This window comes from Amycolatopsis saalfeldensis, assembly GCF_900110575.1.
Lineage (GTDB): Bacteria > Actinomycetota > Actinomycetes > Mycobacteriales > Pseudonocardiaceae > Amycolatopsis > Amycolatopsis saalfeldensis.
In genome coordinates this window covers 451,236-467,493 of the sequence record NZ_FOEF01000003.1, presented here as the reverse complement: position 1 = coordinate 467,493, position 16,258 = coordinate 451,236, and the positions used below count along the sequence as shown (strand labels likewise).

At 73.1% G+C, this 16,258-nt stretch carries 14 protein-coding genes; 8 read left to right on the top strand and 6 right to left on the bottom strand.

Going from position 1 to position 16,258, the window contains the following annotated elements; translation table 11 throughout:
* Positions 1–42: 42 nt before the first annotated feature.
* Positions 43–879 (top strand): M55 family metallopeptidase, encoded by an 837-nt coding sequence (locus tag BMY97_RS09805; RefSeq protein WP_245787259.1) that lies wholly within the window; start codon positions 43–45, stop codon positions 877–879.
* A gap of 130 nt (positions 880–1,009) precedes the next feature.
* On the top strand, positions 1,010–2,176 hold the full coding sequence (locus BMY97_RS09800; protein ID WP_218156740.1) for an SGNH/GDSL hydrolase family protein: 1,167 nt from the start codon (positions 1,010–1,012) through the stop codon (positions 2,174–2,176).
* Here the strand turns inward: BMY97_RS09800 and BMY97_RS09795 are convergent.
* A complete protein-coding gene (locus BMY97_RS09795) occupies positions 2,170–4,776 on the bottom strand; it encodes a hypothetical protein (RefSeq protein WP_143086168.1) in 2,607 nt (868 codons plus the stop codon). The two genes, BMY97_RS09800 and BMY97_RS09795, sit on opposite strands and share 7 nt — an antisense overlap.
* A 733-nt stretch (positions 4,777–5,509) precedes the next feature.
* On the opposite strand from BMY97_RS09795, the gene BMY97_RS45890 reads away from it, so the two are divergent.
* The 3 genes from BMY97_RS45890 (at position 5,510) to BMY97_RS09775 (ending at position 8,389) form a co-directional block, all read left to right on the top strand.
* A complete protein-coding gene (locus tag BMY97_RS45890; RefSeq protein ID WP_143086167.1) occupies positions 5,510–5,929 on the top strand; it encodes a hypothetical protein in 420 nt (139 codons plus the stop codon).
* Positions 5,926–6,129, top strand: coding sequence for a hypothetical protein (locus tag BMY97_RS09785; protein WP_091615680.1), 204 nt, complete (start codon positions 5,926–5,928; stop codon positions 6,127–6,129). The genes BMY97_RS45890 and BMY97_RS09785 overlap by 4 nt, the downstream gene beginning before the upstream one ends.
* Before the next feature lie 649 nt (positions 6,130–6,778).
* Positions 6,779–8,389, top strand: a complete 1,611-nt coding sequence (locus tag BMY97_RS09775; RefSeq protein WP_091615674.1) for a DUF885 domain-containing protein — start codon at positions 6,779–6,781, stop codon at positions 8,387–8,389.
* 184 nt (positions 8,390–8,573) lie between these two features.
* On the opposite strand, the gene BMY97_RS09770 is transcribed toward BMY97_RS09775, so the two are convergent.
* Entirely contained in the window at positions 8,574–9,425 is an 852-nt protein-coding gene (locus BMY97_RS09770) for an LLM class flavin-dependent oxidoreductase (RefSeq protein ID WP_091615669.1), read from the bottom strand.
* Between the two features lie 193 nt (positions 9,426–9,618).
* On the opposite strand from BMY97_RS09770, the gene BMY97_RS09765 reads away from it, so the two are divergent.
* Together BMY97_RS09765 and BMY97_RS09760 are read left to right on the top strand one after the other, a co-directional pair.
* The gene (locus BMY97_RS09765) at positions 9,619–10,011 is read left to right on the top strand and encodes a nuclear transport factor 2 family protein (protein ID WP_091615666.1); all 393 of its coding nucleotides are present in this window, start codon (positions 9,619–9,621) and stop codon (positions 10,009–10,011) included.
* Positions 10,012–10,066: 55 nt separating this feature from the next.
* On the top strand, positions 10,067–10,864 hold the full coding sequence (locus tag BMY97_RS09760; protein ID WP_245787240.1) for an esterase/lipase family protein: 798 nt from the start codon (positions 10,067–10,069) through the stop codon (positions 10,862–10,864).
* Here the strand turns inward: BMY97_RS09760 and BMY97_RS09755 are convergent.
* From BMY97_RS09755 to BMY97_RS09745, 3 genes are read right to left on the bottom strand one after another with little or no spacing between them, the layout of a single operon-like run.
* Positions 10,854–11,690 (bottom strand): ABC transporter permease, encoded by an 837-nt coding sequence (locus tag BMY97_RS09755; RefSeq protein ID WP_091616281.1) that lies wholly within the window; start codon positions 11,688–11,690, stop codon positions 10,854–10,856. The genes BMY97_RS09760 and BMY97_RS09755 overlap by 11 nt on opposite strands.
* Positions 11,690–12,598 carry an ABC transporter ATP-binding protein gene (locus BMY97_RS09750; protein ID WP_091615663.1) on the bottom strand — a complete coding sequence of 303 codons (909 nt, stop codon included), beginning with the start codon at positions 12,596–12,598 and terminating at the stop codon, positions 11,690–11,692. Before BMY97_RS09750 ends, BMY97_RS09755 begins: the two co-directional genes overlap by 1 nt.
* Positions 12,595–13,710 (bottom strand): LolA-like protein, encoded by a 1,116-nt coding sequence (locus tag BMY97_RS09745; RefSeq protein ID WP_091615661.1) that lies wholly within the window; start codon positions 13,708–13,710, stop codon positions 12,595–12,597. Before BMY97_RS09745 ends, BMY97_RS09750 begins: the two co-directional genes overlap by 4 nt.
* Before the next feature lie 184 nt (positions 13,711–13,894).
* On the opposite strand from BMY97_RS09745, the gene BMY97_RS09740 reads away from it, so the two are divergent.
* Positions 13,895–14,764 carry an SAM-dependent methyltransferase gene (locus BMY97_RS09740; protein WP_177231253.1) on the top strand — a complete coding sequence of 290 codons (870 nt, stop codon included), beginning with the start codon at positions 13,895–13,897 and terminating at the stop codon, positions 14,762–14,764.
* Between the two features lies 1 nt (position 14,765).
* Here the strand turns inward: BMY97_RS09740 and BMY97_RS09735 are convergent, their stop codons facing one another.
* Positions 14,766–16,217: an aromatic amino acid ammonia-lyase gene (locus BMY97_RS09735; RefSeq protein WP_091616278.1), complete on the bottom strand. Its 1,452-nt coding sequence runs from the start codon at positions 16,215–16,217 to the stop codon at positions 14,766–14,768.
* Between the last annotated feature and the right edge of the window lie 41 nt (positions 16,218–16,258).

The following is a 16,258-nucleotide window of genomic DNA, read 5'->3' as shown; positions in this document are numbered from 1 at the left end:
GTCGCGGGTACGCTCCAGCCGGGACGAGCGGCTGGGGTGACCATGGTGGACGTGCTGATTTCGGTGGACCTGGAGGGCGTCGCGGGCATCGCCACGCGCCAGCAGATCGGGCCCGGCGGCCGGGACTACCCGGCCGCGCGGGAGCTGATGACCGCGGAGGCCAACGCCGCGGTGGCCGGGGCGTTCGAGGGCGGCGCGACGTCCGTGGTGGTCAACGACAGCCACGGCCCGGCGGACAACCTGCTCGGCGAGCGGCTCGACCGGCGCGCGGACTACGTGATCGGCGAGCCCACGCCGCTCGGCATGATGCAGGAGCTGCCGACCGGCCGTGGCGTCGTGTTATTGGTGGGCTATCACGCCGGGGCCGCCGATCCGGCCGGCGTGCTCGCGCACACCTTCAGCGGCAGCGGGTTCGCCGACGTCCGGCTGGGCGGGGTGCCCATCGGCGAAGCGGACCTGAACGCGCTGATCGCCGCGGAGCACGGCGTGCCGGTCGGGCTGGTCACCGGCGACGACGTGGTCTGCGCGCACGCGGAGCGCGCCTTCCCCGGCGTGGTGACGGTCCCGGTGAAAACCGCGCTCGGCCGTACCGCCGCGCGCAGCCGTCACCCGGCCGTCGCCCGCGAGGCCATCACCGCCGGGGCCGCGCGCGCGGTCCGCAACGCCCTCTCCGGCGCCGTCCGGCCACTGTCCATTCCGGACGAACTGGTCGTCGAGGCCGAACTGCGGCCCAACGGCGCGGCGGACCTGGCCGCCCGCGTCCCCGGCACCGAGCGCATCGACGGCCGCACGGTCCGCTTCGCGGCCGCGAGCCCACGGCAGGCGCTCGACGTGCTCGAGGTCTGGGCCGCCCTCGCCGCCCATTACCCCCATCGCTGACGCGGATCGGAAACAGGTCTTCCCTCTCGGGCCAAATGACAGTAATACTGTATTTCCCCGAAAGAAAAGGCGATTACCAGTGATGACAAAGAAGACATTGCTGTGCGCGATGGCGGTTGTTCTGGGAATAATGGGCAGCACAAACAACGCCACCGCGGCCGCGAATCATCCGAACGGCCCGTGGATTTCTTCCTGGTCCCCGAGCATGACGATCGGCGGGCCGAACTTCACCGACCAGACCCTGCGGATGGTCGCCCACCCGAGCGTCGGCGGCGCGGGCCTACGGCTGCACCTGTCGAACCTGCGCGGCACCACCCCCCTGGCCGTCGGCGCGGTGAGCGTGGCCCTGCAGGCGGACCGGGCCACCGCCGTCGCCGGGTCGCAGCGGGCGGTCACGTTCTCGCACGCGCGGACGCTGACCATCCCGGCCGGCCACGAGGTGGTCAGCGACCCGATCCCGATGCCGGTCCGCGCCGAGCAGAACGTGCTGGTCAGCCTCTACCTGCCGCAGGCCACCAGCTCGGCGACCTGGCACTCGGACGCGTTCGACGTCTCCTACCTCTCGAAGCCCGGCAACCACGCCGCCGAGGCCGACGACGGGAATTACGTCACCGCAACGACTTCCTGGTACTACCTGGCCGGGCTCGACGTGGTCTCCCCCGCCGCCACCGGCACCGTCGTCGCGTTCGGCGACTCCATCACCGACGGCTACAACACCCCCGCGAGCGTGTACCACCGCTGGCCCGACGACCTGGCCCGCCGGCTCGCCGGGCCGCGCCCGACCGCCGTGGTCGACGCCGGGATCGGCGGCAACCGCGTGCTCACCGACGTGCCGAACATCTGGCAGGGCGTCAGCGCGCTCAAGCGGTTCGGCCACGACGCGCTGGCCCAGCCCGGCGTCCGCACGGTGATCCTGATGGAGGGCATCAACGACATCGGCAACAACGCCGGCCCGGGCGGCGCGCCGCTCACCGCGCAGGACCTGATCGACGGCTACCGCGCGCTGATCGGCCAGGCGCACCGGGCCGGCGTGCGGATCATCGGCGGCACCATGCTGCCGGACAAGGGCGCCGGCTACTACAGCGCGCCCGCCGAGGCGATCCGCCAGGCGGCGAACGCCTGGATCCGCACCGGCGGGGCGTTCGACGGCGTCGTGGACTTCGACCAGGCGGTGCAAGACCCCTCCGATCCGGCGGCGCTGCGGCCGAGCTTCGACTCGGGTGACCACCTGCACCCGAACGAAGCCGGCATGCAGGCCATGGCCGACGCGATCGACCTGCGGCTGCTGGCTCAGTAGATGCGGAACCCGTCCACCAGGAAATAGGTTCCGCTCGCTTTCGAAACAGTCAGCGTGTGCTGCCCGGCGGCGAGACCGGTCACCGAATAAACGGGGACCCGGCCCTGCCGCTGGGCAGTCTTCGCGCTCACCGTGCCTTTCGAAACCCCGTCGAGGGTGACGGCGATATCGCCTTCGTCGGAATTGGTTTCGGTCAGGAAGCCGATCCCGGTGCCGGTGAACGTGATGGCCGCGGAATCGCCGTTCTGCTGGCTGTAGTGCACGCCGTTCTCCAGGTCTCCGTCGTTGCGCGAGCCGCTGGAGGACCAGGTGCCGAGGTAGGAGATCCGGAGATCGTCGTCGTCGATCACCGGGCCCCGCGGGGTGCCCGGGCCGGCGGCGTCGATGATCGCCTGCGCCGCCGCGGGCCAGCGCCCGTCCGGGACCACTGTGGACTGTTCGAGGGTGATGTCGGTGCCGTTGTTCTGGTATTGGGCGGTGTCGGAGTAGTTGCCGTAGATGTGGTCGTCGTGGATGGTCGGCGTCCACAGGTGCAGCCACGGGGAGCCGTTGCTCATCCGCACCACGTTGCCGTGCGTGTCCCACAGCGAGCTGCCCTCGTCGTGGTAGATCTCGTTGCAGCCGTTGACGCACTCGCCCAGCACGTTGCCGGTGAAGTCCGAGCCGGACGCCTGGCCGCCGAGGGTGTAGACCGGGCCTCCGTCGTTCAGCACGCCCATCACGCTGTGCACGTGGTTGGCGGTCACGTGGTTGCCGCCGGTGTAGGTGGTGCCGTGCTTGCACGGGTCGGGCAGGCCCTGTTTCGCCTGCAGCGCGCAGCTCGACGCCCAGCCCCAGCCCCAGCCGATCGAGACGCCGGAGTACGGCGTGTAGCCGATGTCGTTGTGCGCCAGCGTGGTCCCGCGGCTGGTGCCCACCCAGACGCCGACCGCGTCCTGGTACTCCTGCCCCGGGTGCTGGATGTTGTTACCGGACACGGTGTTGCCGCTGGTCATCAGCGCGGGCTGGGTCTGGTAGTAGTCGTCGACCTCGCCGACGGCGACCCCGCCGCCCGAGGTGTCGTCCACAGAGCTGCCCGAAAGCGTGGAGTCCTGCGTCTGGTCGGCGAAGTCGATGCCCGCGGTACCGGTGTGCTGGACGGTGACGCCGGTGAACGCGATCCGCGCGCCCCGGTGCACCTGCACGGCGGCCGGGATGCGCACCGGCGCGTGGGTCGCCGGGTCCCACAGCACACCGGCCTGGTTGTCGACGTAGCCCGCGGTGCTCGGCGCGTTCCATGCGGCGTAGGCGAAAGTCAAGCCGCTGAAGGAAATGTCGTGCACGGGCGCGATCGCCTCGGGGATCACGGTGAAGCCGTCGATCAGCAGGTAGTCACCGCTGGTCTTGACCACGCGCACGGTGTGTTTCCCCTGCGGCAGCCCGGTGACCGAAACGACGGCCTGCTGCGCGAGCCGTTCGGCGCTCTTGGCCGAAGCCGTGGAGACCTTGGCGCCGTCCACGTAGACGTCCATGTCGCCTTCGTCGGAGTTGGTCTCGGTGAGGACCTGGAGGCCGGTGCCGGTGAAGGTGTAGGAGAAGGCGTCGCCGTTCTGCTGCGTGTAGTGGACGTCGCCGCCCAGGTCGCCGGTGGGCCGTCCGGAGGAGTAGCTCCAGCTGCCGGTGTAGGTGGCGCGCCAGTCCGAATCGTTCAGCGGCGCGAGGTGCCCGGGCGTGCCGGCGAGGTCGAGCAGCTCCGGCGCGACGGGCAGCTCGACGTCGGCCTTCGCCAGGTCCTCGCCGGGGCGCGGCACGTAGTAGAGGTAGCCGGCGGCGCTGTCGAGGTAGAACTGGCCCGGGGTGCCGAGCAGCTGGTAGGCGTTCTCGAGCCAGGTGACGCGGTCGAGCGTGGGCAGGCCCGCGCCGTTGAACGGGAAGCCCGGGTTCGGGACCGCGCTGTGGTTGTTGTTCCAGCAGCCGGGGTCGACGGTCAGCGCGGAGCCGCCGGACGCGCCGGGGGTGATCGAGGCCAGCGGGCAGCGCAGCTGTTTCCACGCGTTGTTCGCGACGACCTCGACCTGGCTCGCGTTCGTCCACGAGGTGTACGACGGGTCGGCGGTGGCGAACCCGGTGGCCGTCACCGAGAACCCGGCCGGGTCCTGCGCCGAGCGGGCCCGCGGCGCGCGGACGCCGTCGACGAACAGGTCGCGGCCCGCGGTCCCCTTCGGCACGGATGCGCGGTAGATGTTCTTGGCGGGGTCGGTCTTCCGGAAGCCGGTCACCTGGATCGCGCCGCTGAGGACCGGGTGCTGCCCGGGCGCGGCGCGGTAGACGACCTGGTGGCCGGGGGCGCCGGAGTCCTGCACGCCCAGTTTCAGGGGCGAGGTCAGCCGGTAGGTGCCGCCGCTCAGCTCGACCACGACGTCGCCTCGGGCATGCGGGAGCACCCCGCGAACACGATCGCGCGCGGTGGCCAGATCACACGGAGCGGCGGCACTGCACGCCGAGCCGTGCCCGGACGGCGCGGCGTACAGGAGGTCGGGCGCCCTCCCCGGAACAGCGCCGACGGCCGCAACGGTGGCAACGGCGGTGACCAGGTGCGCGGCAACGGTGACGATTCGCATCAGGCTCTCCGACAGGTCAGCGGATAGACATCAGATGAATATAGTCACACCTCGGCTGTCCGTAACTACCTCCGTGCGGCCGAATTCTCGTCATTCGCCTTCCAGGCTGGGTCTTCCGGCCAGGATCACCTCTGAGGCTTTCGTCCTACCCTGAGTAGAGTTCCTACCTTTGCCGTTGACCCGTTCGGGAACCACCCGGCTGGCCGAGCCACCGAGCGGCCGCGGCGCCTACCCTGGACCACCGCCCCGGACCTCGGCGACTGGAAACACGTCCCGAGCAGAGCGGAGCAAGCAGTGCCTCTGGCGGAAGAACACCCACGCAATCCCTCCCGGCCCGGTCTTCGGGTGAGCCCAGGAGCCGACCATGGCTGAGGCTGTGGATTCGGGGGCGCCGGGCGCGGGGGGTTCGGTCGACTCAGTGGACTCGGCGGGCTCGGCCGGTTCGGCCGGTTCGGCGGGCTCGACGGGCTCGACGGGCTCGGTCCACTCGACGGGCTCGGCCGGTTCGGCCGGTTTGGCGGGATCGGTCTGCTCGGCGGGCTCGGCCGGTTCGGTGGACTCGGTCAGCTCGGCGGGATCGGTCAGCTCGGCGGGATCGGTCAGCTCGACGGGTTCGGCCGATTCGGCGGGCTCGACGGGCTCGGTCCGCTCGACGGGCTCGGCCGGTTCAGCAGGCTCGGCCGGTTCAGCAGGCTCGGCCGGTTCGGCAGGCTCGAGCGGCTCAGTGGACTCGGTGAGGTCAGTGGGCTCGGTCGGCTCCGTCGGCTCCGTCGGCTCCGTCGGCTCCGGGCAGCCCGCCACCGCCGCTCCCGGGGAGCATGCCTGGCCCACCCGGCATGGCGGCGGCTATCCACCGGGCTGGCTGGTCCGTTATCGCTGCCGCACCCACCGCGGCGCCCGCAGCTACCGTGACGCCCGCAGCCGTTACGGCTACAGCACCCGCGGCGGCCGCGACGTGGCGAATGTCCTGGCATCGGATTGGCAGGAGCGCAGCGGAACGGTCGCGGGGCGGAGTCTTCGCGATGAGCACACCAGTACGACCTGGGTGCCCGTCCGGCCGTATGAAGCCGCCCCGGACTCCCCCGTCGACCTGGTGCGCGCCACCGACATCCTGGACGCCCGCCCACCGGGCGAGCCGCGGAGCGAGCAGTGAAGCCGGCCCGGCAAGCGGCGAAGTGGCCGCCACCCGAGTCGGACTCGCTGCCGGACCCGTTCGGCCTGACACCGGAACAACGCCGCCGCTGTGTCCGCACAGTCGCGTCGAGATCCACCGACGCGGAGGACTGCGCCCGGCTCCTGGACGTCCTCGGCCTCGACCCGGCGGACGGCCTCGGCGAGGGACCCGCCCGCTGACCGCCCACACCGTCCATTGTGGACCCAAGCAGGCTGGGCCGGACCGGCGCCGGCCGGGCAGCGCCGACCAGGCAACGTGGCCCCGACAGCCTCACCCGCCCGGCACCGGCCAGACAGCATGGCCCGGGCAACGGCCTGGCCCGCCCGGCACCGACCAAGCGACGTGGATCCCGGCAACGCGGTCCGGGCCCCCGTGGTCCGGGCAGTGTGTTCGGGCCAGCGTGGTCCCGGCCGACATGGTCGATTCAACGCGGCCCCGGCAGCGCGGTTCGAGCCAACGCGGCCCGGCAGCGTGGTCCGGGCCAACGCGGCCCCGGCAGCGCGGTCCGGGCCAACGCGGCCCCGGCAGCGCGGTCCGGGCCAGCGCGGCCCCGGCAGCGCGGCCCCGGCAGCGCGGCCCCGCCAGCGCGGCCCCGCCAGCGCGGCCCCGCCAGCGTGGTTCGAGCCAGCGTGGTCCGGGCCAGCGTGGTCCGGGCCAGCGCGGTCCGGGCCAGCGCGGTCCGAGCCAGCGCGGTCCGAGCCAGCGCGGTCCGAGCCAGCGCGGTCCGAGCCAGCGCGGTCCGAGCCAGCGCGGCCCCGGCCCCGGCCCCGGCCCCGGCCCCGGCCAATGCTCACCGGAACCACCGGTCCCGGGGTATAGCGTGGCCGGGTGACGCCGATCTTCCAGCTCTCCGACGACCATGTGACCGCCGAAGCCGTACTGGACCCGGTGATGGCGACGATGCGCGGTATCGCGGCCGATCCGGGCGCGCTGACCGATTACGGGCCCGAAGGCGTCGAAGCGAGGGCCGGGCTGGCCCGGCGCACGCTCGCGGCGCTGGGCGAGCTCACGCCGGAGTCGGCGCAGGACCGGGTTGCGGGCGCGCACCTGCGTGAACGGCTGGAGGCGCAGCTGGCGTGGCACGATCTGGGCGAGCCGCTGCGCGCGGTCAAGGCGCACTTCGGGATCCTGACCTCGGTGCACGATTCCGTCGACATGCTCCCGCGCGACGGCGACGAAGACTGGCACGTGATCGCCCTGCGGCTGGCCGGGGTGGAGCCCATGCTGGCCGGCTGGCGCTCGGCGCTGGGCGAAGGGCTCGATCGGGGCCTGCCCGCAGCGCGGCGCCAGGCACTGGAGGCGGCCGCGCAGGCCGACCGGTACGCGGGAGTGCACGAAACCCTGCTGAACGGCTACGGCGAAGGCCCCCGGTCCGCCGAACTGCGCGCCGCGGCCGACGCCGCCTACCGCGGGTACGCCGGGCTGGCCGCGTATTTGCGCGACGAGTACGCGCCTCGCGCGAGCGAAGTGGACGGCGTCGGCGCGGAGCGTTACGCGGCGGGCGCGCGGCTGAGCCTGGGGGCGGACGTCGACCTGGCCGAGGCGTACGAGTGGGGCTGGGCCGAGCTGGAGCGGATCGAACGCGAGCTGGCGACGGAGGCCGCGCGGGTGCGTCCGGGCGCGAGTGTCTCGCAGGCGCAGGAAATCCTGGACGCCGCGTACAGCGTGACCGGCGAAGAGTCCTATGTGGACTGGCTGCGCGCGGCCCACGACCGCGCGCTCGAGGCGGCGGCGGAGCACTTCGACATCCCGGAGCCCCTGCGGGCGCTGGACGTGACGATCGCGCACGGTTCGGCGTCCGGCGCCCCGTATTACAGCGGCCCCAGCGAGGACGGCGCCCGCCCGGGCCGCACCTGGTGGCCGTTGGGCGGCCGGGACCGGTTCACCGTCTGGCGTGAGCTGACCACGGTGTTCCACGAGGGCGTGCCGGGCCACCACCTGCAGGTCGGCACCGCGAAGCTGGCCGCCGACCGGGTCAGCCGCTTCGCGCGGGTCTACTCGGTCAGCGGCCACGCCGAAGGCTGGGCGCTCTACGCCGAGCGCCTCGCGGACGAGCTCGGCTGGTACTCCGAGCCCGGCACCCGCCTGGGCATGCTTTCGGGCTCGGCCATGCGCGCCGCCCGCGTGGTCATCGACATCGGCGCGCACCTGGACCTGCCCCTGCCGGACGGCTCCCGCTGGGACTTCGAAACCGCCTGCCGCATCCTGCGCGAACGCGGCCTGGCCGCCCCGCACCAGGTGCACGCCGAAGTGGTCCGCTACCTCGGCTGGCCGGGCCAGGCCATCGCGTACAAACTCGGCGAGCGCGCCTGGCTCCAGGCCCGCAAGGAAGCGTCGACCCGCCCTGGCTTCGCACTACGCACCTGGCACCACGACGCCCTGGCCATCGGCCCCGTCGGCCTCGCCGCCCTACGCGACGCCCTGCACCCGGCCCCCTGAACCAGCGAGACCGGGCACGAGGACCCACAGCACAAACTCGGCCAACGCACCCGGCTCCAAGCCCGCGAGGAAGCCTCAACCCACCCAGGCTTCGCACTACCCACCTGGCACCACGACACGCTGGCCATCAGCCCCGCCACCCAGCACCCGGCCCGCCCGAACCAGCAGGACCGGGCACGAGGACCTACAGCACGATCTCGGCGAGTGCTTCGATGTCGGCCGGGTTGTCGGTGGCCGGGTTGAAGATCAGCTCGTCCGCGCCCATGTCCGCGAAGCACGAAACCGCCTTGCGCAGGTCTTCGGCCGTGCTCCGGACGCCGCCGGCGACCACGTTGGCGAAATCGCCGAAATTGCTGTAGTAGTCCCACACCTTCCCGCGTCCCTGCTCCGGGTCCGCGAGCGCGAAGTAGGCGATGGCCACCAGCCGGGGCGATCCCTCGCGGCCCGCGGCCTGCCACGCGGCCCGGGCCTGCTCGAACGACCCGGCCACCATCTCCGGCGGCACGGAACCGCCGACGTAACCCTCGCCCCACTTGGCCATCCGGGCGAACGAGGCCGGTGCCGAACCGCCGAACAGCAGCGGCACCCGGCGCGTGCCCGGCGGCACCGCCGGGTTGACCCCGCCGCCGATGGGCTCCGCGTCCCAGACGCTGCGGTAGGTCTCGAGGTCGGCGTCGATCCGCTTGCCGAGCCCCTTCGGGCCCAGCCCGGCCACGACGAAGTCGTCCTCGCGGGCGCCGATGCCGAGGCCGACCGTCAGGCGGTGCCCGGAGACGCCGTCGATGCCGGCGAGGTCCTTCGCCAGCAGCACCGGCGGCCACACCGGGGCCAGCATCACGTTGCTGAGCAGCCCGATCCGCTCGGTCGCGCCCGCGGCCGCGGCCAGCGCGACGGTGTCCATCACGCCGGGGTACGCCGTGCGCCCCACCGTGCCCAGCGTCGAGAACCCCGCCTCCTCAGCCCGCCGCGCCCACCCGGGCAGGACCCGTGGGTCCATGTCCCGCACCTGGTTCGGCAGGCCGATCCCGATCTTCATGCGCACTCCCTTCCACCGATCTTGCCGACGTTGCCAGCGTACCGGCGCGAAGATCACCGCCGGGGGCCGAAATCCTCCGTGGAGGAGGACATTCCGGCCGAGTACCGGGACGATGCCGGGTCCGGTGTAACAGGGGCGGGGAGTCCCTAAGCTGTCGGGGCAGCCATCCGAGCCGAGCAGATCGAGGTAGGGCATGAAGAGCTTCCGCGAAGCCGTCGAGGCACGCGATCCGGACGCGATCGCCGCGGCGCTGGCGGAGAACGTGGTGTTCACCAGCCCGGTGGCGTTCCGGCCGTACCCGGGCAAGGCGATCACGGCCGCGATCCTGCGCGGGGTGCTGCGGGTGTTCGAGGACTTCCGCTACGTGCGGGAGCTGACCGGCGAAGACGGCCGGGCCCACGCCCTCGTCTTCGAAGCCCGGATCGGCGACACCCGGGTCGAGGGCGCCGACTTCCTCCACCTCGACGAGAGCGGCCTGGTCGACGAGCTGACGGTGATGGTCCGCCCGCTGTCCGCCGCCCAGGCCCTCTCCGCCGCGATGGGCGCGCAGTTCGAGCAGATCCAGCGCGAGGCCGCCGCTTCCTGAACGCACGCGGCGCCGCCACACCGGGATCCCGCCGTCCGGCAGGCACCATGGGGGTATGCGGAACCCCTGGCCCGGCCTGAGCCCCCGCCGCCGCCGGCTGCTGCTCGGCGGCGCGGCGCTGGTGGTCGTCGCCGGGATCGTGGCCGCGGTGCTGACCACGGCCGGGTCCAGCGCCGCGCCGAGGTCCGGACGTCCGGCGCAGGACCGGCCCGGCCCCGTCCTGCTGGTGCCCGGTTACGGCGGCGGGCGCGGCGGGCTGCTGCAGCTCGCCGACCGCATCCACCGGGCCACCGGCCGCGACGCGCAGGTGCTCACCCTCGTCGGCGACGGGACCGGCGACCTCGGCCAGCAGGTCGGCGTCCTCGCCGACGCGGTGGAGCGCGCGTACGAAAACGGCGCCCCGTCCGTCGACGTGATCGGCTACTCCGCGGGCGGTGTCGTGGCCCGGCTCTGGGTGGCGCGGGACGGCGGGGAGCACCAGGCCCGCCGCGTCGTCACGCTCGGCGCGCCGATGCACGGCACCGGCCTCGCCGCGGCGGGCGGCGCGCTGGTCCCCGGCGCTTGCCCCACCGCGTGTCAGCAGCTGATCCCCGGCAGTCCCCTGCTGAGCCGGCTGCCGCCGCTTCCGCCCGGCCTGCCGTGGCTTTCGCTGTGGACGGAGCGCGACGAGACCGTCACCCCGCCCGAGTCGGCCCGGCTCGACGGCGCGGTGAACGTTGCGCTCCAAGGGATCTGCCCCGGCGACACCGCCGCGCACGGCGACCTGCCCACCGACCCGGCCGTCACCGCGCTGGTCCTGAAGGCACTCGGCACGGCGTCACTGGCCGCGCCGGGGAAATGCCTCAGCTCGTGACGTCCTTGGTCGCGAAATTCGCCCACGCCGCGCCGAAGAAGACCACGATGTACCCCGCTTGCAGCAGCAGTCCGTGGTCGATGTTGCGCCACAGCACGGGATCCCGGAAGAAGTCGATCCACGAGAGCCAGTAGTGCGTGGGCAGGTACGGCTTCACCGGAGCGGCCGCGTCGAGCGTCTCCAGCACCGAGCTGGTGATCAGCACGGCCAGCCCGCCGAGCGCGGCGCCCAGCGCCGAATCCGTCAGGGTGGACAGGAACATCGTGATCGCGGCGAAGCCGAGCATCGACAGCACGACGTACGCGACCGCGCCGAGCAGCCGCAGCCCGAGCCCCGAGGATGTGAGCGACGAGCCCGAAAGCGAGACCGCGGCGGCCGTCTGCCCGCCCGGGCCCACCGCCTGGCCGCCGGTGCCGAACAGGATCACCCCGATCACCAGCGACGTCAGCACCACGATGACGATCGCGCCGGTCACGTACACCGCGAGCGCCACCAGCTTCGCCATGAGCAGCCGCGTCCGCCCCGACGGCCGGACCAGCAGGTAGCGCAGCGTCCCGCCGGCCGCCTCGCCCGCCACCGAATCGCCCGCCACCACGGCGACGGCGATCGGCAGGAACAGCGGCAGCACCAGGGCGAGCGCGGCGGCCGGGAACAGCGAGCCGTCGCTGACCACCGCGGACAGGAACGCGCCGCCCTGCCCCGGCGGCGGCGCGAAGTCCGCCGTGGCCAGGAAAACGCCGACGATCGCGGGCAGCAGGCACAACAGCAGCACGCTCACCCAGACCCGGGGCCGCAGCACCAGCTTCCGCAGTTCGACGCCGATCATCACCGCCCCCCGAACCGGTCGGAGCCGGCGCCGGTCACGTCCAGCACCACCTGTTCCAGCGTCCGCCGCTCCGCCTGCAGCGAGGTGACGGGCACGCCCTCGGCGACCAGCAGGGCGTTCAGCTCCGCGGGATTTCCGTGGCGCACCAACAGTTTGTCACCGTCCCGGTGCTCGACGCGCCCGTCCAGCACGGCGACCGCCGCCGCCGCGTCCGGGGTGCCGAGCAGCACCCGCCCGGTCTCCGCGCGCAGAGTGGCGAGATCGTCCTCCAGCACCAGCCGACCGTGGTCGACCACGCCGACGCGGGTGCACAGCTGCTCGATCTCGGCCAGCAGGTGGCTGGACAGGAACACGGTGGTGCCGTTGTGGTTCAGCTCGACCAGCAGCTCGCGGATCTCCCGGATGCCCTGCGGGTCCAGGCCGTTGGTGGGCTCGTCGAGCACCAGCAGCCGGGGCCGGTTCAGCAGCGCGCCCGCCAGCCCGAGCCGCTGGCGCATGCCGAGCGAGTACGCCTTCACCGGCCGCCGGTCGACGCCGGCCAGCCCGACGCGTTCCAGCGCCTCCTCGATCCGGCGGCGGCGCGTACGCCGTCCCCCGCCGCGCCCCGAGGCGTCGAGCAGGGCGAGGTTGCGCCGTCCCGAAAGATGCGTGTACGCGCCGGGTCCCTCGACGAGCGCGCCGACCTCCGGCAGCACCTCCGAGACCCGCTTCGGCACGGGACGGCCGAGCAGCTCGATCTCACCGCTGGTGGCGTACACGAGTCCCAGCAGCATCCGGACCAGCGTGGTCTTGCCGGAGCCGTTCGGGCCGAGGAAGCCGTAGCGGTCGCCTTCGCGCACCTCCAGGTCGACGGCGTCCACTGCCAGCGTGCGTCCGTAGCGCTTGGTCAACGCGCGCGTGACGATCATCGGCCGCTCCGGCGCAGGCGGGCCAGCTCGTCGCCGGCGGACGCCAGCAGCGACGTCGCCACCGGGCCCGCCAGCAGATACGCCCGCCGTGTGCCGGGCGGGCGGACGATCGCCAGCGAAAGCGGCGTGATCGACAGCAGCACGGTGTCCCCCGATTTGGTTCCGCCCGCTTTCGACGCGGCATCGGCGGCCGCGTCCGCGACGTTGCGGGGCACGGCGACGACGGCGAAGGTGGAGAGCCCCGCGCCGTAGAGCGCCGTCCCTTCGACGCCGCCGAATTCCGCTTGGCTCACCGGCTTTCCCGCGAGCGTGGCGGGCAGCCGCACCCGGCCGAACGAGCCGAGTGCCTTGGAGATGTCCGGCGCGTTGGTCACCGTGAACCCGCTGCCGGGCGCCGCACGCGGGGTCCCGACCACCTGCGGACGCTGCTCGACGTCGTCGAAACCCGTGACCAGCACGGGATTCTGCTGACCGCGCGCGGTCACCTCGACGCGCACGGGCAGCCCGCTGACCGGGTCGGCCCAGAGGTCGACTCGCCCGATCGTGGTGTCCGGGTCGGCGGGCACGAGCCGCAGCCCGGACGCGTCGATCCCGGCGACGCGGCGGGCGGGCAGCGTGCTCACGGCCTCGCCCGGCGCCGACCGCAGGATCCACCGCGCCAGCTCGGGCGGCAGGAGGTCGCTCGCGCGCGGGAGCCGGACGGCGGGCCGGCCCGCCAGCTCGGTCAGCATGTTCGCGCCGTAGTCCCAGGTGTACTCGCCCTGGGGCAGCCGGTAGAGGTCGCGCTCGCCCGCGGTGGTCAGCGTGGCGACGCGATACCGGTCGGGCCCCTCGTACCACGCGCGCATCGTCGTGGTCCCGGCGAACAGCGCCGAAACATCGGCGAGGTTCGGCAGCTCCGGCAAGGCCAGCGAACCGGTGCTCCGGGCTTCACCCTCGTACATCACGGAATCCGACCGCTGCACCAGATCCCGCAATCGCCCGGCGTCGACCGACGGCCCGGACGGGCCCACGGCCCCGGCGACCAGCGGCGCGGCGACCAGCAGCACCGCCACCACGCCGACCACCGCCCATCGCCACCACCGTTCACGCCGTACGACGGACACGGGCATCACCTCTGCGTCCCTTTGTACGCCACGCGAAGGGCCGGAACCGGTTGCCGAGTCCTTACGGATTCCCATGAATGGTGACGCGGGCCACAAAGATCAAGTCGGGCATTTCGCTCACCGTACGCACCCGATCGATCGCACAGTGCCATTCTGGGTCGCGAGAATCTGGCGGAGAGAGGGGCACCCGATGACCGAAACGCACGAGCAGTGGGGCATCACCAGCGGCGTGGGGCTGACCGCGCTGGCGGTCGCCTCGGCGCGGGCGATCGTGACCGGCTCCGAAGGCGGGCTGGTCGACGACCCGTTCGCGGCCGCGTTCGTGCGCGCGGCGAACCCGCCGCGGCCGATGCCGACGGGACCGGCCGACGCCGGCGACGACGAGATGTGGGCCGCGATGGCCGCGTACATGGGCCTGCGCTCGCGCTTCTTCGACGACCTCATCGCCGGCTCCGACGCGCCTCAGCTCGTGATCGTCGCGGCCGGGCTCGACGCGCGCGCGTACCGCCTGGACCTGGCCGGCCGCGACGTCTACGAGGTGGACCAGCCGCGCGTGCTCGAGTTCAAGCAGCAGGTGCTCGACGACCTGGGCGCCCGCCCGCGGTGCCGCCGTCACCCGGTCGCCGCGGACCTGCGCGACGACTGGCCCGCCGCGCTGGAAGACGCCGGCTTCGACCGGTCGCGCCCGGCCGTCTGGCTCGCCGAGGGACTGCTGCCGTACCTGCCCGCGGAGGCCGAGGAGGCGCTTTTCGAGGTGATCAACGCGCGTTCCGCGCCCGGCAGCCGGATCGGCGTCGAGCAGGTCCCCGGCGGCGACGTCGAGTCGATGGACCGCATGATGCGGCAGCTGAAGGCCGACGAGCGCGTCGGCATCGAGATGGACGGGCTGCTCAACACCGCCCCGCGCCGCGACCCCGCCACCTGGCTGCGAGACCAGGGCTGGTCCGTGCGGGTCGAGGCCGCCGACGAGGTCGCCGCCGGCCACAGCCAGGTCTTCCCCGCCTTCCTCAACGACACCATGGCCAAGGCCGAGCTGACCACGGCCGACCTGCCCGGCTGACTCAGAGCACCGAGAGCCGGTCCAGCAGCCGCTCGGCCTGCCCGATCTCCACGCTCAGCGGGTGGTCCTCACCGATGTGGGGCAGGCTGCCCACGGCCAGCCGGAAAGCCTCGCGCAACGGCGTGTCCGGCAGCTCCGTCCCCGCCATCCGAAGGGCCCGGACCGCGGCGAGCAGTTCGCACGCCAGCACGGTCCGGTACGCGGCAGTGGCGGCGACGGTGCTGCGCACGGCGTGGGTCGAGAAGCTCGCGTGATCCTCCAGGCCGCGCGAGATCACGGCGGTGCCGAGCGTGACCGGGGAGGCCGCGTGGCGCAGCGTGCCCAGCGCGTCGTGGGCGACGTACTCGAGGATCATGATCCCCGAGCTGCCCGCCGGCCCCTCGCTGAGAAACGGCGGCAGGCCGCTGAGGTCCGGCTCGACCAGGTCCCCGAGACGGGCCGTGGACAGCTCCGCGACGTGGTGCAGCGACGCGCGGAGGTGGTCGAACGCGAGCGCGACGTAGGCCGTGGAGAACTGGCCGTGGTGGTAGGCCTGCTCGGTTTCGATGTCGATGAGCGGGTTCTCCGCCGCCGCGTTCAGGTCGATGCCCAGCACCCGCTCCACGGCGGCCGCGGCGTCCAGCGCCGGGCCCTGCACCTGCGGGAAAGCCCGCAGCCCGAACGGGTCCTGCAGCCGCCGCCCGTCGGGCAGGTCGCCGGCGGCGGTGAGCAGGCGGCGCAGTTCGGCCGCGCACCGCACCGCGCCGGGATGCGGGCGGGCGGCGTGCACGCGTTCCGAGTAGGCCTCCGCCGAGCCGCCGAGCGCGCAGAACGTCAGCGCGGTCACCACATGGCTCGCGGCGAGCAGGCGGGTCAGGTCGTGCCACGCCAGCACGGCCTCGGCCAGCGTGGCGGCATTGCTGGAGATGAACGCGAGCGCGTCGCCGGGGCTGATCGCGAGCGGGTCGAGGTTGCCCGCCGCCCACGGCAGCTCGCCGGCCAGCGTCAGCGCGATCTCCGCGAGCGCGGTCAGGTCGCCGGTGCCGATGGCGCCGCGCGAGTGCACGAGCGGCAGCGCGCCGACCCGCAACGCCGTCGCCAGCGCCTCCAGCAGCCTCGGGTGCACCCCGCTGCCGCCGGCGGCGAGCTGGTTGAGGCGGATCGCCATCACCGCGCGCACCGCGTCGTCGGGCAGCGGCTCGCCGGTGCCGCTCGCGTGGCTGCGCAGCAGGCGCAGGCCGTGGTGGTCGGCGGACTCCGGGTCGACCACGGTGTGCCGGTTCGCGCCGACGCCGGTCGTGCGGCCGTACACCGCGCGCTTGGCGCCGAGCTCGACGGCCAGCTCGTAACCCTGCTCCGCCCGGGCCAGTGCGTCCGGGGCCAGCTCCGTCCACGCGCTGCGCCGCGCCACACGGACCACGTCGGCGCACCGGAGCCCGGCCCCGCTGATCTCGATCCGGCTGGTGTCGGTCATCGCCATCCCTCTTGACAAGTTTTCATTCATTCCTATTGTGA